The organism is Cupriavidus sp. SK-3 (genome assembly GCF_000611145.1).
Taxonomy (GTDB): Bacteria; Pseudomonadota; Gammaproteobacteria; order Burkholderiales; family Burkholderiaceae; genus Cupriavidus.
In genome coordinates this window covers 37,283-57,112 of the sequence record NZ_JFJV02000154.1, presented here as the reverse complement: position 1 = coordinate 57,112, position 19,830 = coordinate 37,283, and the positions used below count along the sequence as shown (strand labels likewise).

General features: G+C 66.7%; 18 protein-coding genes. 8 read left to right on the top strand and 10 right to left on the bottom strand.

Going from position 1 to position 19,830, the window contains the following annotated elements:
* Window positions 1-127: 127 nt before the first annotated feature.
* The 3 genes from CF70_RS15945 to CF70_RS15935 form a co-directional block, all read right to left on the bottom strand.
* A complete protein-coding gene (locus CF70_RS15945) occupies window positions 128-889 on the bottom strand; it encodes a slipin family protein (protein WP_035866496.1) in 762 nt (253 codons plus the stop codon).
* Window positions 890-891: 2 nt separating this feature from the next.
* On the bottom strand, window positions 892-2,355 hold the full coding sequence (locus CF70_RS15940; RefSeq protein ID WP_235185070.1) for an NfeD family protein: 1,464 nt from the start codon (window positions 2,353-2,355) through the stop codon (window positions 892-894).
* Between the two features lie 105 nt (window positions 2,356-2,460).
* The gene (locus CF70_RS15935) at window positions 2,461-3,339 is read right to left on the bottom strand and encodes a LysR family transcriptional regulator (protein ID WP_035866493.1); all 879 of its coding nucleotides are present in this window, start codon (window positions 3,337-3,339) and stop codon (window positions 2,461-2,463) included.
* Between the two features lie 195 nt (window positions 3,340-3,534).
* Here CF70_RS15935 and CF70_RS15930 point away from each other — a divergent pair, with 195 nt between their 5' ends.
* The 6 genes from CF70_RS15930 to CF70_RS15905 all read left to right on the top strand — a co-directional run bounded on the left by CF70_RS15930 (window position 3,535) and on the right by CF70_RS15905 (window position 8,016).
* On the top strand, window positions 3,535-4,755 hold the full coding sequence (locus CF70_RS15930; protein WP_035866491.1) for a YbfB/YjiJ family MFS transporter: 1,221 nt from the start codon (window positions 3,535-3,537) through the stop codon (window positions 4,753-4,755).
* 125 nt (window positions 4,756-4,880) lie between these two features.
* The gene (locus CF70_RS15925; protein ID WP_035866486.1) at window positions 4,881-5,654 is read left to right on the top strand and encodes a class II aldolase/adducin family protein; all 774 of its coding nucleotides are present in this window, start codon (window positions 4,881-4,883) and stop codon (window positions 5,652-5,654) included.
* A gap of 83 nt (window positions 5,655-5,737) precedes the next feature.
* Window positions 5,738-5,926 (top strand): 4-oxalocrotonate tautomerase, encoded by a 189-nt coding sequence (locus CF70_RS15920; protein ID WP_035866483.1) that lies wholly within the window; start codon window positions 5,738-5,740, stop codon window positions 5,924-5,926.
* 120 nt (window positions 5,927-6,046) lie between these two features.
* Window positions 6,047-7,078 carry a threonine aldolase family protein gene (locus CF70_RS15915; protein ID WP_035866480.1) on the top strand — a complete coding sequence of 344 codons (1,032 nt, stop codon included), beginning with the start codon at window positions 6,047-6,049 and terminating at the stop codon, window positions 7,076-7,078.
* A gap of 41 nt (window positions 7,079-7,119) precedes the next feature.
* Entirely contained in the window at window positions 7,120-7,707 is a 588-nt protein-coding gene (locus CF70_RS15910) for an NUDIX hydrolase (protein ID WP_035866475.1), read from the top strand.
* An 81-nt stretch (window positions 7,708-7,788) separates the two neighbouring features.
* Entirely contained in the window at window positions 7,789-8,016 is a 228-nt protein-coding gene (locus CF70_RS15905; RefSeq protein ID WP_011297045.1) for a sulfurtransferase TusA family protein, read from the top strand.
* A 76-nt stretch (window positions 8,017-8,092) separates the two neighbouring features.
* Here CF70_RS15905 and galU read toward each other — a convergent pair whose 3' ends face one another.
* Both galU and CF70_RS15895 read right to left on the bottom strand, forming a co-directional pair.
* Window positions 8,093-8,971 carry a UTP--glucose-1-phosphate uridylyltransferase GalU gene (gene galU, locus CF70_RS15900; protein WP_035866472.1) on the bottom strand — a complete coding sequence of 293 codons (879 nt, stop codon included), beginning with the start codon at window positions 8,969-8,971 and terminating at the stop codon, window positions 8,093-8,095.
* A gap of 53 nt (window positions 8,972-9,024) precedes the next feature.
* Window positions 9,025-11,892 (bottom strand): valine--tRNA ligase, encoded by a 2,868-nt coding sequence (locus CF70_RS15895; protein WP_035866468.1) that lies wholly within the window; start codon window positions 11,890-11,892, stop codon window positions 9,025-9,027.
* A gap of 299 nt (window positions 11,893-12,191) precedes the next feature.
* On the opposite strand from CF70_RS15895, the gene CF70_RS15890 reads away from it, so the two are divergent.
* A complete protein-coding gene (locus CF70_RS15890; RefSeq protein WP_035866465.1) occupies window positions 12,192-14,552 on the top strand; it encodes a UvrD-helicase domain-containing protein in 2,361 nt (786 codons plus the stop codon).
* 24 nt (window positions 14,553-14,576) lie between these two features.
* On the opposite strand, the gene CF70_RS15885 is transcribed toward CF70_RS15890, so the two are convergent.
* On the bottom strand, window positions 14,577-15,554 hold the full coding sequence (locus CF70_RS15885) for a tripartite tricarboxylate transporter substrate binding protein (RefSeq protein ID WP_035866462.1): 978 nt from the start codon (window positions 15,552-15,554) through the stop codon (window positions 14,577-14,579).
* Between the two features lie 73 nt (window positions 15,555-15,627).
* Window positions 15,628-16,395: a GntR family transcriptional regulator gene (locus CF70_RS15880; protein ID WP_035866460.1), complete on the bottom strand. Its 768-nt coding sequence runs from the start codon at window positions 16,393-16,395 to the stop codon at window positions 15,628-15,630.
* A 90-nt stretch (window positions 16,396-16,485) separates the two neighbouring features.
* Between CF70_RS15880 and CF70_RS15875 the strand changes: the two genes are divergently transcribed.
* Window positions 16,486-17,355, top strand: a complete 870-nt coding sequence (locus CF70_RS15875; RefSeq protein ID WP_152561830.1) for an amidohydrolase family protein — start codon at window positions 16,486-16,488, stop codon at window positions 17,353-17,355.
* A 42-nt stretch (window positions 17,356-17,397) separates the two neighbouring features.
* On the opposite strand, the gene CF70_RS15870 is transcribed toward CF70_RS15875, so the two are convergent.
* The 3 genes from CF70_RS15870 to CF70_RS15860 form a co-directional block, all read right to left on the bottom strand.
* Window positions 17,398-18,198, bottom strand: a complete 801-nt coding sequence (locus tag CF70_RS15870; protein WP_035866458.1) for a BPSS1780 family membrane protein — start codon at window positions 18,196-18,198, stop codon at window positions 17,398-17,400.
* A 5-nt stretch (window positions 18,199-18,203) separates the two neighbouring features.
* A complete protein-coding gene (locus CF70_RS15865) occupies window positions 18,204-19,187 on the bottom strand; it encodes a homoserine kinase (protein WP_035866455.1) in 984 nt (327 codons plus the stop codon).
* Window positions 19,188-19,392: 205 nt separating this feature from the next.
* Window positions 19,393-19,818: a hypothetical protein gene (locus tag CF70_RS15860; RefSeq protein ID WP_035866452.1), complete on the bottom strand. Its 426-nt coding sequence runs from the start codon at window positions 19,816-19,818 to the stop codon at window positions 19,393-19,395.
* Between the last annotated feature and the right edge of the window lie 12 nt (window positions 19,819-19,830).

Genomic DNA, 19,830 nt, shown 5'->3' with positions numbered 1-19,830 from the left:
ACTGGCTTGGCCAAAACCATTTGCCATGGCGACGGCTGTCTCTCCCTCTCCCCTCAGGGGGAGAGGGAGCAAACCGGCAGGAGTCTGAATCCCCCGCAGCATCGAAAAGGCGCCCCCGGCGCTTTTTTTACGTCGACTCGCGGCTCAGCTTCCCCACCAGCGTCAGGATGTCGATCGGCAGCGGAAACACGATCGTCGAACTCTTGTCCCCCGCGATCTGCGTCAGCGTCTGCAGGTAGCGCAACTGCATTGCCTGCGGCTCCTTCGCCAGCATCTGCGCTGCCTCGAGCAGCTTCACCGAAGCCTGCAGTTCCCCCTCCGCATGAATCACCTTGGCGCGCCGTTCGCGCTCGGCCTCGGCCTGGCGCGCGATGGCGCGGATCATGGATTCATTGAGGTCGACGTGCTTGATCTCCACGTTGGACACCTTGATGCCCCAGCTATCGGTCTGGGCATCCAGCGCTTTCTGGATATCGATATTGAGCTGCTCGCGCTCCGCCAGCATCTCGTCGAGTTCGTGCTTGCCCAGCACCGAGCGCAGCGTGGTCTGCGCCAGCTGGCTGGTGGCTTCGAGGAAATTCGCTACCTGGATGATGGCCCGCTCCGGGTCGATCACGCGGAAGTACACCACCGCGTTCACCTTGACCGACACGTTGTCGCGCGAGATCACGTCCTGCGGCGGCACGTCCATCACCACGGTGCGCAAGTCCACGCGCACCATCTGCTGCACAGCCGGGATCAGGATCACCAGCCCCGGCCCCTTGACCTTCCAGAAGCGCCCCAGCATGAACACCACGCCGCGCTCGTACTCGCGCAGCACGCGGATGGACGAAACGATCAGCAGGGCTATCAGGAAGACCAGACCGCCTGCGCTGAATCCGAATGCCATGATCAAGCTCCTTGGGTGGATGATTGAATCGGGGCCGCGTCCATGGCCCGTACCTCGAGCAGCAGCCCGTGGCGCCCGATGACCAGCACGTGCTGGCCGCGCGCCAGCGGCATGGCGCTGTGCACCTGCCAGCGTTCGCCGCGCACTTCGGCCCAGCCATCGTCCCAGAGGTCTTCCAGCACCACCCCGGGCGTACCGATCAAGGCATCGCCGCCGTTGATCGAAGGCATGCGGCGCGCGCGCCAGAGCAGCGTCCAGACCGCGAACAGGAACAGCGCGCTGGCCAGGGCCAGGCTGCCGATCAGCCACAGCGGGATACCGAAGCCGGGCACGTCGGTATCGATCAGCATCACCGCACCGAAGATGAAGGCAATGATGCCGCCCACGCCCAGTGCGCCAAAGGTCGGCAGGTACAGCTCGGCCACCATGCAGCCGATGCCCAGTGCAATCAGCCCCAGCCCCGCGTAACTGACCGGCAGCATATGCAGCGCGAACAGCGCCAGCAGCAGGCAGATCGCGCCGCCTATGCCGGGCACCACCATGCCCGGCGTGGAAAACTCGAAGATCAGGCCGTAGATGCCGGCCATCATCAGGATCAGCGCCACGCTGGGATCCGTGATGACCCCCAGGAAGTTGTCGCGCCAGTCCGGTTCCAGCACCTGCACCGGTGCCTGCGCGGTGCGCAGCACGCGCTGCGCACCGGCCGCCTGGATGCGGCGCCCGTCCACGGCGCGCAGCAGGGCGGGCAGGTCTGGTGCGATCAGATCGGCCACATGCTGCGTCACGGCTTCATTCGCCGACAGGCTGACCGCCTCGCGGACCGCGCGCTCGCCCCACTCGGCGTTGCGCCCGCGCAATTGCGCCAGGCCGCGGATATAGGCCGAGGCGTCATGCATCTGCTTGCGCTCCATGACGTCTTGCGGCGGCGCGCTCGCGGGTGCCGAGGCCGGAGCGGTTTCCGGCTTTTGCGGCCCGCCGATGCCGATCTGCACCGGGCTGGCGGCGCCAAGATTGGTGCCCGGCGCCATCGCCGCGATATGGCTGGCGTAGAGGATGTAGGTGCCGGCGCTGGCCGCGCGCGCGCCGCCCGGATAGACATAGCTTGCCACCGGTACCGGCGAGGCCAGGATGGCCTGGATGATCTCGCGCATCGACAGGTCCAGCCCGCCCGGCGTGTCCATCTCCAGCACGATCAACTGGGCGCCGGCCTCGCGCGCGCGCGTCATGCCGCGCAGGATGAAGCTGGCGCTGGCCGGGCCGACCGCGCCTTTCAGGGCGATCACGACGACGGGCGCCGTGGCATTGGCGACGCTGGCTGCCGTGGGGGCGGTCGCGGACGCCGGCTCAGGGGCGCTTGCCTGCGCGTTGGCTGGCGTGGCGGGCGTGGCGGGCGTGGCCACGGCCGCGGCAACGGCTAGCAAGAGGCCGGCGGCAAGCCATCGAAAGAGCATCTGGGCATGCTTCATGGCAGTGACGCCGGCACGAGGGGTGCAAACGCGGCGCCACTTCCAGTGTAGGCGACCGGGCACATCTTGCCGGTGCGCGCCAGCCGCGTTGCGTGGCGAATGGACTCAGGCCGCCGCGGCGAGGCCAGGCTGCGACGCGCGGAACATGTCGGCCAGCGCACCCAGCGCGCTGCTGGCCATGGCCGGATGCCAGGCCAGCAGCGTGCAGACCCGGCCGGCCGGGCCGAGGCCGTGGATGCTGATCTTGGGCAGGTCGCGGTACAGGCCAAGTACCGAGCGCGGCACAATGGCCACGCCAATGCCAGCGGCGGCGCAGGCAATGATGGCGTGGTAGGAGCCGAGCTCCAGCACCCGGCGCGGCAGGCTGTCGCTGGCGCCAAACCAGGCTTCCAGCCGCGCGCGGTAGTTGCAGCCGGATTCGAAGGCCAGCATGGTGCGGGTTTCGAGGTCGGCGGCGCTGTGGATGGGCGCGTGGCGCTCGCGCGCGATCAGGACCAGTTCCTCCTGGTACGCGGGCAGCCACGCCAGCGCGGGGTCATCCAGGGGCTCGGCCACGAAGGCGCAGTCCACCTCGAAGCGCGCCAGCGCCTGCATGGCCTGGCGCGTGGTGCAGGTCACCAGTTCGAGCTGCACATCCGGCCAGGCCTGGTGATAGGCAGCCAGCACGGCGGGCAGGCGGCTGGCCGCCGTGCTTTCCATCGAGGCGATGCGCAGGCGGCCTTGCGGCTTGGCTGGCAGCACAGCCTGGCGCGCTTCTTCGGCCAGGTCCAGCACGCGCCGGGCGTAGTCGAACAAGGTTTTTCCGGCGGGCGTCAGCACCATGCGCTTGCCGTCGCGCAGGAACAGCTCGACGCCGAGCGAGCTTTCCAGTTGCCGGATGCGGGTGGTGACGTTGGATTGCACGCGGTGCAGGCGGGCGGCGGCGCGCGTGACGCCGCCTTCCTCGACCACGGCGCGGAAGATCTCCAGGGAGGCCAGGTCCATTGCGATCTCCATTAACAGGCAGGCGGAAGCGGGTGGTGACGGGTGGTAGCGGCTGGTTGCCGCATACGCAGCGGAATCATCTTGAATGAAGATGATTGTGTTCTCAATTATTCATTTTTTGGTTTTCCGATCCGAGCGTAGCATGCTGCCATGAACTTGACACTCTCCATCGCCCGCCACCGGGCGCGCGCGTAGATGAGCAGCGCCGACCGCCAGCTTGTCAGCGCCATTGCGCCGGCTAGTACGCAGCCCGGAGTCTGGGCCGTGGCGCTGGCAGGCCTGGCGGCGCTGGCCGTGGCAATGGGCATCGGCCGCTTCGCCTTTACGCCGCTGCTGCCCATGATGCTGCATGACGGCAGCGTCACGCTGGGAGAGGGCGGCTGGCTGGCCACGCTGAACTACCTGGGATACTTCGCCGGCGCCGCGGCCTGCCTGTTCATCCGTCCCGATCCGGCGCGCATGGTCCGCTGCGGGCTGGTTGCCACCGTGCTGCTGACGCTCGGCATGGCTGCCCCCGGGGGCATGGCGGCCTGGGGGCTGTGGCGCGCCGCGGCCGGCGTGGCCAGCGCGCTGGTCATGGTCTACGGCTCGGCCTGGTGCATGCACCGGCTGGCCGAACTGGGCAGGGCACCGCTGGGCGGCGTGATCTTTTGCGGGCCGGGGATCGGTATTGTCTTTACTGGTGTCTCGGCCTTCGCCATGGTGAGTGCCGGCTGGCGAGCCAGCTGGGGCTGGCTGGCCTTCGGCGTGCTCGCGGTGCTGCTGGTTGGTGCGACCTGGCACATCTTCACGCCGGCGCCGCGCGGCGCGCACGCCGGCGGACCGGCCGCGCTGGCGCCACCGGCGCCGCGGCTGAACCGCGAGACCTGGCTGCTCACGCTGGCCTATGGCCTGGCCGGATTCGGCTACATCATTACCGCCACCTTCCTGCCTGTGATCGCGCGCCAGGCCATGCCGGGCTCGCTATGGGCCGACCTGTTCTGGCCCATCTTCGGCGTGGGCGTGATCATCGGCGCCTTCGTGGCCTCGCGCGTCAGCACGGAGCGCGACAATCGCCGGCTGCTGGCCTTTACCTATGCCATGCAGGCGATCGGCGTGGCCATCGCGGTGGTGTGGCCGACGGTGGCCGGCTTCGCGCTCAGCAGCATGCTGGCGGGGCTGCCTTTCAACGCGCTGGTGTCGTTCGCCATGCGCGAGGCACGGCGGCAGTGGGGCGCGCAGGCGCAGCGCCTGATGGGCCTGATGACCGCCAGCTATGGCCTCGGCCAGATCGTCGGGCCGCCGCTGGCCACGGCCCTGGTGGCGCGCAGCGGCGGCTTCGCGGCTTCGCTGTGCTGCGCGGTCGCGGCCCTGCTGCTGGGGGGCGCGATCTTCGCCTGGATGAGCCGGACAGCGTCCAGCCCGGCCGCGGCGTGAGGGCGGGGCAGGGCCGTCGCGGGACGCCCTGACGCCGCACCGGGCTTGCGCTACAGTATCGCCTTCGCCGTCCACGGTGCCGGTTGGCAGAACCGGCGCGCGCGGGGCGGCGCAGGAGACCGTCCATGTCCTTTGCCTTGCAGCCCGCCCGTGCCGCGGGCGCCACCCAGCCTGCCACGCAGGCCGAACAGCGCATGCGCGCCGACCTTGCCGCGGCTTACCGCCTGTGCGCCCTGCAGGGCTGGGATGACCTGATCTACACGCATATCTCGGCCACCGTGCCTGGCGAGCCCGGTCACTTCCTGATCAATCCCTTCGGTTTTGCCTTCGATGAGATCCGCGCGAGCGACCTGGTCAAGATCAACGGGCGTGGCGAGGTGGTGGGCAAAAGCGCGCATCCCGTCAATGTCACCGGCTTCGCGCTGCACGGCGCGGTGCATGCCGCGCGCCCGGATGCGGTGTGCGTGATGCACCTGCACAACAGCGCCGGCGTGTCGGTATCGGCCCAGGCCTGCGGCCTGATGGCGCTGTCGCAACATGCCATGCGTTTCTATGGCCGCCTGGCTTGCCACGACTACGAGGGGCTGGCTTTCACGCCGGCCGAGGGCGCGCGGCTGACCGCGTCGCTGGGCCAGCATCCCGCCATGCTGCTGCGCAACCACGGCACGCTGACGGTGGGCCGGACCGTGGCCGAGGCTTATGTGCTGATGGCGACCCTCATCAAGGCGTGCGAGATCCAGCTTGGCGCGCAGGCCGGCGGACAGATCGTGCAGCCGCCGCACGCGCTGGCGCAACGGGCTTCCGAGCAGCTTCACGACGGCGGCGCCGTCGAAGGCGCGCTGGAATGGCCATCGTTGTTGCGCAAACTGGATAGAATCGATGGTTCGTACCGCGATTGACGGACCCGGGCCCGTCGGTCGGGATGCGCGTCCACCCCGCATCCCCAGGCCCGGCAATATAACCAGACAACAGGAATCAAACCATGCCGACTTACCATGTAGAACTCTTTGAAGGCCGCACCATCGAGCAAAAGCGCAAGCTGGTCGAGGAAGTCACCCGCGTTACCTGCGAAACGCTCGGCTGCTCGGCCTCGGCCGTGGATATCATCATTACCGACATCAAGCGCGAGAACTGGGCCACCGGCGGGGAACTGTGGGCTGACAAGAAATAAGCCACGCCAGGCCACGGCAAGCCAGACCGGAGCCAGCTTCAAACCAGCCAGACGCCAGGCCAAAGGCCACAAGCCCCAACGCCAGCGGCTCGCGCCTCGCCACCCGCCACGGATTTCCCCATGCAGCATTTCGCCTCCGACAACTACGCCGGCTTCTGTCCGGAATCGCTCAAGTATTTCCTCGAAGCCAACGGCAGCGGCCACGAACAGGCCTACGGCGACGATTCGTGGACGCAGAAAGTCTGCGACCGCATCCGCGATCTGTTCCAGACCGACTGCGAGGTGTTCTTCGTATTCAACGGCACCGCAGCGAATTCGCTGGCGCTGTCGGCGCTGTGCCAGTCGTACCATTCCGTGATTTGCCATGAGCTGGCGCACATCGAGACCGACGAGTGCGGCGGTCCGGAGTTTTTCTCCAACGGCTCCAAGCTGCTGACCGCGCCGGGCGCCAACGGCAAGCTCACGCCTGACGCGATCGAAGCGTTGGTCACGCGCCGCTCCGATATCCACTATCCCAAGCCCAAGGTGGTGTCGCTGACGCAGTCGACCGAGGTTGGCACGGTGTACACGGTGGAGGAGATTCGCGCCATCGCCGCTATCGCCAAGCGCCGCCAGTTGCGCGTGCATATGGATGGCGCGCGCTTTGCCAACGCCGTGGCTTCGCTCGGGGTGCATCCGTCGGAGATCACCTGGCGCGCGGGTGTCGACGTGCTGTGCTTCGGCGGCACCAAGAACGGCCTGCCGGTGGGAGAGGCGGTGGTCTTCTTCGACCGCAAGCTGGCCGAGGATTTCGCCTACCGCGTCAAGCAGGCGGGGCAGCTGGCCTCCAAGATGCGCTTTATCTCGGCACCGTGGCTGGGCTTGCTGGAGAACGACGTGTGGCTGGGCAACGCCCGCCACGCCAACGCCATGGCGCAGTTGCTGCACCAGCGTATCGCCGGCATTCCCGGCGTGCGCATCATGTTTCCGACCGAGTCCAACGCGGTCTTTGCCGAGTTGCCGATTCCCGCGATCGAGGCCCTGCGTGCCAAGGGCTGGCGCTTCTACACCTTTATCGGTGCCGGCGGTTGCCGCTTCATGTGCTCGTGGGATCTGCAGCCGGAGACCGTCGAGGCGCTGGCGGCCGATATGCGCATTGCCTGCGGCGCCTGAGCGCGCCCACCAAAACAAGAACCACATAAAGGAGCCCCCGCATGTCCGTCTACCGATACTGTCCGCAATGCGGCTCGCCGCTGGAATTGCTGCCGCACTCCGGCCGCGAGCGCGATGCCTGCATCCAGCCAGAGTGCGGCTTTGTCCACTGGAACAATCCGCTGCCGGTGCTGGCCGCGGTGGTGGAATACGAAGGCAAGCTGCTGCTGGCGCGCAACGCCGCCTGGCCGGAGAAAATGTTTGCGCTGGTGACCGGTTTCCTGGAACGCGACGAAACGCCGGAGCAGGGCGTGGCGCGCGAGCTGAAGGAGGAAACCAACCTCGACGCGCAATTGGTATCGCTGATCGGCGTCTACGAGTTCATGCGCAAGAACGAGCTGATCATTGCCTACCATGTGCAGGCGAGCGGCGAGATCGCGCTGTCGGAGGAGCTGGCCGACTACAAGCTCGTGGCGCCCGAGGACATGCGGATCTGGTCGGCGGGCACGGGCTTCGCGGTGGCGGACTGGCTGGCCTCGCGCGGGCATCCGGTGCGTTTCTTCGATCGCCAGACCGGCGAGGACATTCCCGATCCGCGCCGGCGCGATGGCTTGGGAGTGCCGGGCATTTCGCTACAATACCGGTCATAGACATCGATAGAGGCAGGCATGGCTGCCGTGGCCACGAAGGTCATGACAGGCCCTGAAAGCCCTGAACCAAGGAAGAGAGGAATGGAGTTCCAGAAAGAAGTGGATGCGCGGGGCCTGAACTGCCCGCTGCCGATCCTGCGTACCAAGAAGGCGCTGGCCGACATGGCCAGCGGCGACGTGCTCAAGGTGCTTGCCACCGACCCCGGCGCCACGCGCGATTTCCAGGCCTTTGCCAAGCAGACCGGCAACGAATTGCTGTCGCACCAGGAAGTCGACAAGGTGTTTGTGTTCTACATGCGCAGGCGCTAGATCCGGTTCAGTGCCGTCGCCATGAAAAAAGCCGCGTTTCCGCGGCTTTTTTCATGGCGACAAGGATGGCCGCGCTTCAGATGTTGTCGGTGCGCGCGCGCAAGTAGGCGCCGAACTCGTCCATGACTTCCGGGTGCTTGAGTGCAAACTCCACGGTAGCCTTCAGGTAACCCAGCTTGCTGCCGCAATCGTAGCGAACGCCCTTGTAGCGGTAAGCCAGCACCTGTTCCTGGCTGAGCAGGGACTGGATCGCATCGGTGAGCTGGAATTCGCCGCCGGCGCCCGGCTTGAGATTGCGGATATGGTCGAAGATGCGCGGCGTCAGGATGTAGCGGCCCACCACGCCCAGGTTGGACGGTGCGTTCTCGGGGGCGGGCTTCTCGACGATGTCGGATACCTTGATCACGCCTTCGTCCCATTCGCGGCCGGCGACCACGCCATAGGAGCGGCTCTGCTCCGGCGCGATCTCTTCCACGCCCAGCACCGAGCAGTTGTAGTGGCCGTACAGGTCCACCATCTGCTTCATCACCGGGGGCTCGCCATCCAGCAAGTCATCGGCCAGCATCACGGCGAACGGTGCGTCGCCCACCAGCTTTTCCGCGCACAGCACGGCGTGGCCAAGGCCGAGGGCCTCGGGCTGGCGCACGTAGAAACACTCCACGTGCGACGGCTTGATCGAGCGCACCAGGGTGAGCAGATCCTGCTTGTTCTTGGCCTCCAGTTCCGCCTCGAGCTCGTAGGCCTTGTCGAAATGATCCTCAATGGCGCGCTTGGAGCGGCCGGTCACGAAGATCATCTCGGTGATGCCAGCGGCCATGGCTTCTTCCACGGCGTACTGAATCAGCGGCTTGTCGACCACGGGCAGCATTTCCTTCGGGCTCGCCTTGGTAGCCGGCAAAAAACGAGTGCCGAGACCGGCTACCGGGAAGACAGCCTTGGTGACACGGGTTTCCATATCAGGTTTTCCTTATCATTTCGGTGTACATAGCCCTGCTGGTGACGCAAAGCTCATGCCGGCAATCGCTGTATTTGATCCTGCAGCTTGACCAGCGTCTGTTCGAAATCCGACAGACGCTGGGTTTCTTGCGCGACAACGGCGGGAGGTGCCTTGGCTACGAAGCTCTCATTGGAGAGCTTGCCGCGGCATTTCCCGATTTCGGCGCTGATGCGCTCTATTTCCTTGGCCAGCCGCACGCGTTCCGCGGCCACGTCGATTTCGATCTTCAGCAGCAGGTGGTTGCCGCCGACGATCGCCACCGGAGCGCCCGCACCTTCGGCCATCAGGGCATTCTGGTCTTCGAATACCTTGACCTCGGAGAGTTTCGCCAGCGCCTGCACATAGGCCTGGGCCGACGTCAGGAAGGCGCTGTCGCCCTCGGCGTACAGCGGAATGCGCTGCGCAGGCGAGATATTCATTTCGCCGCGCAGGTTGCGGCAGGCATCGACCACGGCCTTGAGCTGCGCGGTCCATTGCTCGGCGGCTTCGTCGATCTTGGCCATGGCCGGCAGCGGGTAGGCTTGCAGCGCCAGCGTCTCGCTGCCGTCGCCCTTGGCACGGCCGGCAAGCGGCGCCACCTTCTGCCACAGCTCTTCGGTAATGAAGGGGATGATCGGGTGGGCCAGGCGCAGCACCGTTTCCAGCACGCGCAACAGCGTGCGGCGGGTGGCGCGCTGCTGCGCGGGCGTGCCGTTCTGGATCTGTACCTTGGCCAGTTCCAGGTACCAGTCGCAGTATTCGTCCCAGACGAATTTGTAGATGGCGCTGGCGATGTTGTCGAAGCGGTACTCGGCGAAGCCTTTCTCCACCTCGGTCTCGACACGCTGCAGCAGCGACACGATCCAGCGGTCCGGCTGCGAGAAGTGCAGGTAGCCGTCGGGGCCGCAGTCATTGCTGCACGGACCCATGCCGCAGTCGTGCCCTTCGGTGTTCATCAGCACGAAACGCGTGGCGTTCCACAGCTTGTTGCAGAAGTTGCGATAGCCTTCGCAGCGGCCGGTGTCGAAGTTGACGTTGCGGCCCAGCGTGGCCAGCGAGGCAAAGGTGAAGCGCAGTGCATCCGCACCAAAGGCGGGAATGCCTTCGGGGAATTCCTTCTTGGTCTTCTTCTCGATCTTGGGCGCGTCCTTGGGACGGCGCAGGCCGGTGGTGCGCTTCTTGACCAGGGTGTCGAGATCGATGCCGTCGATCAGGTCGACCGGGTCCAGGGTATTGCCCTCGGACTTGCTCATCTTCTTGCCTTCGAAATCCCGCACCAGGCCGTGCACATACACGGTGTGGAACGGCACCTTGCCGGTGAAGTGCTTGGTCATCATGACCATGCGCGCCACCCAGAAGAAGATGATGTCGTAGCCGGTAACAAGTGCCGACGAAGGCAGAAAATGTTGCAACTCCGGCGTCTCGGCAGGCCAGCCGAGCGAGGAGAAGGGCACCAGGGCCGACGAGAACCAGGTGTCGAGCACATCATCCTCGCGGCGTAGCGGGCCGGTGCTGCCGGCCGCGCGCGCCTGGGCCTGCGCGTCTTCCTCGGTGCGGGCGACGAAGCACTTGCCGGACTCGTCGTACCAGGCCGGGATCTGGTGGCCCCACCACAACTGGCGCGAGATGCACCAGTCCTGGATGTTCTCCAGCCACTGGTTGTAGGTGCTGTTCCAGTTTTCCGGGATCAGCTTGATCTCGCCGCTCTGCACGGCATCCAGCGCGACTTCGGCAATCGAGCGGCCCGGGTTGAAGGTGCCTTCCGGCGCCGGCTTGCTCATGGCGACGAACCACTGGTCGGTCAGCATCGGCTCGATGGCGCTGCCGGTGCGCTCGCTGCGCGGCGTCATCAGCTTGTGCTTCTTGACCTCGGCCAGCAGGCCTTGCGCCTCGAGGTCGGCGACGATGCGGGTGCGCGCCTCGAAGCGGTCCAGGCCGGCGTAGGCAGCGGGCGCATCGGCGACGATCTTTGCGTCCAGCGTCAGGATCGACAGCTGCGGCAGCTTGTGGCGCTGGCCCACGGCATAGTCGTTGAAATCGTGGGCGGGCGTCACCTTGACCACGCCGGTGCCGAATTCGCGGTCGACGTAATCGTCGGCGATCACCGGGATATCGCGGCCGGTCAGCGGCAGGCGCACGGACTTGCCGATCAGGTGGGCATAACGCTCATCTTCCGGATGCACCATCACGGCGACGTCGCCCAGCATGGTTTCCGGACGGGTGGTGGCCACGGTCAGGTGGGTCAGGCCGTGCACGGTATCGGGCTCGGCCAGCGGATAGCGGATGTGCCACATCGAGCCTTCTTCCTCGACGTTCTCCACCTCCAGGTCGGACACCGCGGTGCCCAGCACCGGATCCCAGTTGACCAGGCGCTTGCCGCGGTAGATCAGGCCCTGCTCATACAGGCGCACGAACACTTCCGTCACCGCCTTGGACATCTCCGGCGACATGGTGAAGTACTCGCGGCTCCAGTCGATCGAGGCGCCCATGCGGCGGACCTGGCGCGTGATGGTCGAGCCGGATTCTTCCTTCCAGGCCCATACCTTCTCGATGAATTTCTCGCGGCCAAGATCATGGCGCGACACACCCTGCGCTTCCAGCTGGCGTTCCACCACGATCTGGGTGGCGATGCCGGCGTGGTCCGTGCCGGGCACCCACAGCGTGTTGGCGCCGGTCATGCGGGCATGGCGGGCCAGCCCGTCCATGATGGTCTGGTTGAAGGCATGGCCCATGTGCAGCGTGCCGGTCACATTCGGCGGCGGCAGCTGGATGCAGAAGTCCGGGCGGTCCGGATCGAGGGTCGGCTTCGCGATGCCGCGCTTCTCCCACTCTGGGCCCCACTTGGCCTCAATGGCGGCGGGTTCGAAGCTCTTGGCAAGGGACTGGTCTTGGGCGGTCATGCTCGGGTGTCGATGATTACGTCGGATTCTGCGGGCCAGGCGGGCAAGGGCAACGCGCCGGGAAAACGTCAAATTATAGGGGAGGCGGGTGGAGGGCGCGCGATTTCGGGCCGGAACCGGTGCGCCGGCGACGATTAGTGCCTTCCCTGGCTTGCCGCCCGGCCTTGCCGGGAGGGGGTGGAAGGCGGGATGGCAGGGGGATTGTGCTGTTTTTGCGTCATGGCGCCACGCGCGGCGAAGCGCCGGGGAGGCCGGCGGGTACCCCGGTATAATTCGGGGCACTCCACAAGGCCTCCCCGATGTCCGACCTGCTTGCCAATCTCAATGCCGAACAACTAGCCGCCGTCACTTTGCCTGACGAACCGGCGCTGATCCTGGCCGGGGCGGGCAGCGGCAAGACGCGTGTGCTGACCACCCGCATCGCGTGGCTGATCCAGAACGGCCGGGTGTCCCCGGCGGGCTTGCTGGCGGTGACCTTCACCAACAAGGCCGCCAAGGAGATGATGACGCGGCTGACCTCGATGCTGCCCATCAATACGCGCGGCATGTGGATCGGCACCTTCCACGGCCTGTGCAACCGCATGCTGCGCGCCCATTACCGCGACGCCGGCCTGCCGCAGACCTTCGCCATCCTCGACAGCCAGGACCAGCTCTCCGCGCTCAAGCGCCTGCTCAAGTCGCTCAACGTCGATGACGAGAAGTACCCGGCCAAGAATCTGCAGTACTTCATCAACAACGCCAAGGAGCAAGGCCTGCGCCCGGCCGATGTGGAGGCCAACGACGACTTCAACCGCCGCTTCGTCGACCTCTACGCCGCCTATGACGTGCAGTGCCAGCGCGAAGGCGTGGTTGATTTCGCCGAACTGCTGCTGCGCTGCTACGAACTGCTGCGCTACAACGACGCCATTCGCCAGCACTACCAGCATCGCTTCCGCCACGTGCTGGTGGACGAGTTCCAGGACACCAACGTGCTGCAATACCGGTGGCTCAAGATGCTGGCGGGCTTCGGCACGCAGAGCCCGGCCGCGGTGTTCGCCGTGGGCGACGACGACCAGAGCATCTACGCCTTCCGCGGCGCCAATGTCGGCAATATGCGGGACTTCGAGCATGAGTTCCGCGTGCGCCACATGATCAAGCTGGAGCAGAACTACCGCTCGCACGGCCACATCCTGGATTCGGCCAACCACCTGATTGCCCACAACGCGCGGCGCCTGGGCAAGAACCTGCGTACCGATGCCGGTCACGGCGAGCCGGTGCGGGTGTTCCAGGCCGGCTCCGACGGCCAGGAAGCTTCCTGGCTGGTGGAAGAAATCCGCGACCTGATCGCGCAGGGCATGAGCCGCTCGGAGATCGCCATCCTCTACCGCAGCAATGCGCAGTCGCGGGTGATCGAGCACGCGCTCTTCTCGTCGGGCATCCCCTATCGCGTGTACGGCGGCCTGCGCTTCTTCGAGCGCGCCGAAGTCAAGCACGCGCTGGCTTACCTGCAACTGCTGGAGAACCCGCGCAACGACGCCGCCTTCGGCCGCGTGGTGAATTTCCCTGCGCGCGGCATCGGCGCGCGTTCGCTGGAATCGCTGCAGGATGCGGCGCGCCAGTATGATTGCTCGCTCGCCGAGGCGGTGGCCTACGTGGCCGGCAAGGCCGGCAGCACGCTGGGCGCCTTTGTGCGGCTGATCGAGCAGATGCGTGCCGAGACGCGCCGCATGACGCTGCCGGAGACGGTGGAGTACGTGACCAACACCAGCGGCCTGATCAACTACTATCGCGGCGAGAAAGAAGGCCAGGACCGCATCGAGAACTTGCAGGAACTGGTGACGGCGGCGCAGGCGTTCGTGACGGAAGAGGGCTACGGGCTGGACGCGCTGGCCAGCGCGATCCCGGTCGGGCGCGAGGGCGCGCAGTTGCCGGCGCTGGCCGACGGCGACCAGGTCCAGCAGGTGCTCGATCCCGAAGCGCTGCCGGCCGTGATGACGCCGCTGGTGGCCTTCCTCACCCATGCCTCGCTGGAAGCCGGCGACAACCAGGCCCAGGCCGGCCAGGATGCGGTGCAGATGATGACGGTGCATGCCGCCAAGGGGCTGGAGTTCAACGCGGTCTTTATTACCGGGCTGGAAGAAGGCCTGTTCCCGCACGAGAACAGCGCCAAGGAATCCGACGGGCTGGAGGAAGAGCGCCGCCTGATGTACGTGGCGATCACGCGCGCGCGCGAACGGCTCTACCTCTCGTTCGCGCAAAGCCGCGTGCTGCACGGGCAGATGCGTTACCACGTGCGGTCGCGCTTCTTCGAGGAGCTGCCCGACGCATCGCTGAAGTGGCTCATGCCGCCGGCGCAGGCCTATGGCGGCGGCACCCAGCAGCGCCGCCAGCAGAGCGAAGGCGGCTGGGGCCGTGACTGGTTCAAGCGGGCGGAGGACGTGCCCTACTCGGGCACCCAGCCCACCGGCGGCATGGACACCGGCAACGGTTATGCCGACGCCAAGCGCCAGGCCGGCGCGGGCCTGCGCATCGGCCAGAGCGTCTTCCACAACAAGTTCGGGGAGGGGGTGATCACCGGGCTGGAAGGCGAGGGCGAGGGGGCGCGCGCCAATATCAATTTCAAGCGCCACGGCGCCAAGTGGCTGGTGCTGTCGGTGGCCAAGCTGGACCCGATCGACTGAACGGCCTGGCGATCAGGGAGGCGGCTAGTCCAGCTGGATGTTGCCTTCCCTGATCACCTTGGCCCATTCGGTCGTCTGGGCCTGGATGAACTTTGCCGCCTCGGCCGGCGTGCCGGCCACGATCTCCCCGCCCAGGCTGGTCACGCGCTCGCGGTTCTCAGGCAGGTTGATGACCTTGCGGATCGCATCCGACAAGCGCTTGACGATCTCCGGCGGCGTGCCTGCCGGCAGGAACACGCCATTCCACTCGTAGACTTCATATTGCGGCACGCCTGACTCGGCCAGCGTCGGCGTGTCCGGCAGGATGGGTGTGCGCCTGGCGCCGGTCACGCCGAGCACACGCAGCTTGCCGGCGCGCACATGTTGCAGGCCGGAGGCTGTATTGGCAAAAAACACCGGCACCTGCCCGGCAATCACATCGGCCATGGCGGGGCCGCCGCCCTTGTACGGCACATGCAGCAAGTCCAGTTTCATGCGCTGCGCGAACAGCGCGCCCGCCAGGTGCTGGGCCGAGCCGTTGCCCGATGACGCATAGGCAATGCTGCCCGGCTTGGCGCGGGCCATCGCGACCAGCTCCTGCGTGGACTTGGCCGGGAACTTCGGATTCACCACCAGCATATTGGGATAAAGCGCCAGCACCGAGACCGGGACGAAGGACTTGACCGGATCGTAGGGCAGCCGCTTGTAGAGCGACGGGTTGGCCGCGAACGACGCGGCATCGAGCAACACCGTGTAGCCATCCGGCGCCGATTTGGCCACCAGGTCCGTGCCGATCTGGCCGCCCGCGCCTGGCCGGTTGTCGACCACGATGGTCTGGCCCAGTTCCTGGCCCAGGCGCGGCGAGATCATGCGGGCCATGGTGTCGGCGCCGCCGCCGGGCGCGTAGGTGACCACCAGCCGGATGGGTTTGGCGGCAGGCCAGGCCTGCGCGTGCGCAAAGCCGCTGGCGCCGGCGGCGAGCCAGCACAGGGCGCTGGCGCAAAGACGGGTTGGGAATCGCATGGGTCTCCTCGGGTAGGTATCGGTATGGAAAGCTGCGCCGGCCCGCGCTTGCGGCGGCGCGCTCTCGGGCGGTTCAGCGAACCTCGGCGCGATAGTGGAAATCGTCAGCATTGCCCAGCGTCTGGCGGAACTCCACACGCCGCCCCGCCAGGTCGAAGGCAACGCGGCTGACCGCCAGCGCCGGATGGCCCTCCGGCAAGGCCAGCTGGGCGGCCTCGCGCGCGCCAAGCCGGGTGAAGCGCAAGTCGTCGACGGCGCGGCCGACCGTGACCCCACAGCGCTCGGCATACATCGGGTAGAGCAGGGGAGCGAACTCGGCGGGCTTGAGGGTGGCCAGTTCGCTGAACAGCGCCGCCGGCAGCCAGATGGTCTCCAGCAGCCGGACCTGGCCTTCCCAGCCGCGCTGGCGCATTACGCGCAGCACTGCCGCGCCCGTTGCCAGCCCAAGCTGCGCCGCTACATCCGCCGGGGCAGCCAGCGTGCGCAGCGACACGATGCGCGACTCCGGAATCTCCGAGCCGGCATCGCCAAAGCGGAAGAACCGCGCCATGGTGGCGCCCGTCAGCGCGCCGCGCACGAAGGTGCCGCGGCCATGCACGCGTTCCAGCAGGCCTTCGTCCACAAGCGCCTGGATGGCGGCGCGCATGGTGCCCAGCGCCACGCCGTAGTGCTCCGCCAGCGCGCTCTCCGCCGCAATGGCGGTGCCGGAAGTCCATTCGCCGGCCAGGATGCGGCCCTTGAGCGCGGTCGCGATGCGAGCCCAGCGTGGCGCGGCCAGGCTGGCGGGCGAGGCGTCAAGGCCGGTTCCCGTCGGGGCGGGCAGGGTGGAGCGGTCGGGCATTCGTGTCTCCGGGGTGCGTGCCCCGGCCGATGTGCATCGCCGAGGTATCTAGTCATCTATAGGACTAGAGCATAGAATGGAGGGGCACTGGTGTCAACCACCGCGCGCCTGGCCGGCGCAAGGTGGCAGGCGCTACCATCCATGCGCGGCATGCGCCGTCCCCCGGGCCAGAACATGTTCCAGATCGATACCCATTTCCACGTGTTTTCCGCAGATGCCCCCGCCGTGGGCGGTGCGCGCTACCGGCCTGCCTACGGCGCCAGCCTGGCGCAGTGGCAAGCCATCTCCGGCGCGCACGGCGTGCGCGCGGGCGTGGTGGTGCAGCCGAGTTTCTTTGGCAGCGACAACAGCGAACTGGAGGCGGCGCTGGCGGCTTCGCCCGCGCTGCGAGGTGTTTGCGTGCTAGGCCCGGCGGTGTCCGTTGGCGAGCTGGCGCGCCTGCATGGACTGGGCGTGCGCGGCCTGCGCTGGAATATGGTGGGACGGCACGCAGACGCATCATGGCGTGATGCACGCTGGCCTGCGCTGCTGGAGGCGGCCCACGCGCTGGGCTGGCACCTGGAGTTGCACACCGATCCCGGCCGGTTGCACGAGTTGCAGGCCTGGCTGCCTGCGGTGCCGATTGCGCTGGTGCTGGATCATTTCGGCAAGCCGGCGGCCGGTGCGCGGGGCGATGCGCCGATGCTGGCCTGTGCCGCGCAGTGGCGCGGGCAGAGGGAGGTCTATGTCAAGCTGAGCGCGCCGTATCGCGTGGCGGCCGACTTGCGGGGCGTGGTGGCCGGCTGGCACCACTGCCTGGGCGAGCAAGGCCTGCTATGGGGATCGGACTGGCCGTGGACCAATCACGAGGCCGAGGCCGACTATGGCGGCCTGCAGCGCAAGGTATGGGAGTGGCTGGGGCCGCTGGCCGCAGCGCCGGACCGCAATGCGGCGCGGTTGTTCGACCTGCCGGCCGCGTGACAGGGGCAGGTCACGCCTGGGCCGGCGCCAGCCGTCAGGTCTTCAGGCGGCCACGTCCGTCCTGCCCGCCGCTTGCTCCGGCACCACATTGAAGCAGCCGCGGTAGGTGGCGTAGAACGAGCAATACATGATCGCCAGCATCAGCAGCGAATACGGCGTGACCAGGAAGGACAGCACCGCTTCGGCCCCCAGCGCGCCGAACAACGCCTCGAGGAAAAAAGGCACCGCCACCAGCAATACCGCGAACACCACGCCGTAGGCCAGGAACGCGCCACGGTTGCGCCAGCACGCGGTCCAGCTGAAGAACAGCGCCTTGACCGGCGGCACGTTGTGCCAGGCCGTGAGCAGGGGGGCAAACCAGAACAGCATGGCAATCGGCGTGTACAGCGCGGCGCCGATCATCAGCGCGAAGTAGAGCTGGCGCACGGCCTCGGCCGACGGCGCTTCTTCCTTGAGCAGGATGGGCACCAGTGTGCTGATATCCACCAGGCTGCCCGCGATCAGGCTCAGCACGAACACCAGCCCCGCATAGATACCGCCCAACACCAGCAGGTTGCGGCTGGCCTGTTTGCCATTGCCGCGGAAACCGGCCAATAGCACGGTGGGCAGCACGCGCTTGTTCAGAATCACCTCGCGGCAGGCGGTCATGATGCCGACCGACAGGCCAGGCGTGACCACCAGCAGCGCGATGATGCCGATCAGCGGCACGAACACCGCGAGTTGCGCGGCGATCAGGTAGACAAACAACAGCATCAGGAAGGCGAGCGGGTTCTTGCGGAACAGCCAGACACCCTGGCGGAACCAGACATAACCTTCCTTGGCGGAGACTTCCAGTAATTGCATGACGGTCAGGTCCAGGGCAGCGCGGCGGCTTCGATGCGCCGGCGCAGGATGCGTTCGAAATGGGTTGGGTCGTGCGGTTGCAGCATGTCGGCCTCGCGCGGCAGGTAGAAGTCCCACAGCCGGGAAATCCAGAAACGCAGCGCGCCGGCGCGCAGCATGTCGCGCCAGTGCTGCGCCTCGGTGGGCCCCAGCGGTCTCACAGCATGATAAGCCCGCAGCAAGGCCTGGACGCGGGCATCGTCGAGCGTGCCGGTGGCCAGGTCGATGCACCAGTCATTGACGGTGACCGCCAGGTCGAACAGCCACTTGTCGTTGCCGGCGAAGTAGAAGTCGAAGAAGCCGCCCAGCTTGTCCTGGCCGCCCTGGTCGTCCTCGAACAGCGCATTGTCGCGGAACAGGTCGCAATGGCAGGGGCCGCCCGGCAACGCCGCGTAAGCGGTGCTGCCGAAGAATGCGGTCTGGTGGGCGAGTTCCTGCCGCAGCAGCGCTTGCTGGCCGGCATTCAGGAAAGGCAGGATCTCGCCCTCCGTCTGTTGCCACCAGGGCAGGCTGCGCAGGTTCGGCTGCTGGCGCGGATAGCTCTGGCCGGCAAGGTGCATGCGGGCAAGCATGTCGCCCACTTCCGCGCAATGCCCGGCCCCGGGGGCCAGCTGCGAGCCACCCGGCAGGCGCGTGACGATGGTGGCCGGCTTGCCCTTGAGGGTACGCAGGATTTCGCCGCTGCGGTCCGGGACCGGGGCCGGCACGCGGATGCCGTGCGCCGCCAGGTGGGCCATCAGGTGCAGGTAATACGGCAACTGCTCAAACGTCAGGCGCTCGAAGATGGTCAGCACATATTCATGCGTGCAGCCATCCTGCTCCATGGTCAGGAAGAAATTGCTGTTCTCGATGCCCGAGGCAATGCCGCGCAAATTGCGCATTTCGCCCAGGTTGTAATCAAGGAGCCAACTGGCGATCTCGTCCGGCGAGACCGTGGTGAATACGGCCATACTCTTTTTTTGAATCGAAACGGATGGCGGCGGGCGCAAGCAAGCTTGGCTCTCGCGGCATGGATGCCGGAAACGCCGGCGCGGCCCCGCCGTGATCGTCTGGCGGGGTCGTGGGAAATCAGAAATCAGAAAACAAGAAGCAGAAAGCAGACAGCGAAAACCAGGGGCCCGGGAGCCGGGGTGCTAAAACCCGGCGCGCCGGTGCTCAGAATTGCAGCACCTTGACTGATGGTACGCGGTTCGTGTCATGGTCCCGGATCTTCGGCGAGCTGTCTTCCGGCTTGCTCATCTGGTACTTGGTGCCCATGCCGGACTTGACCTCGATATCGGTGGCCTGGCCCTTGTTCTTGTATTCCCGGACCTGAGTGCCATCCCGCTCATTGAGCTGGAAGCTCGGTTCGCGCGGCTGGTTCAGCTGGGTCTTGGCCGGCGTGGTGATCGGCCGGTTATTGATCTGGTTCAGCTCTTGCTGGGTCAGGGCGCCGCCCGCCTGCTCGGTGTTCGGCTGCGCCATCACCGCAGCGGGGGCGCAAAGCGCCAGCAGGGCTGCAAAACCCAGCGCGCGGGCGGCGGCCGGGAACGGCTCCGGCTCTTCCGCGCGTGCGGTGGCCAGGAGAGTGGGGGAGGTCATTGAAGGCTCCTG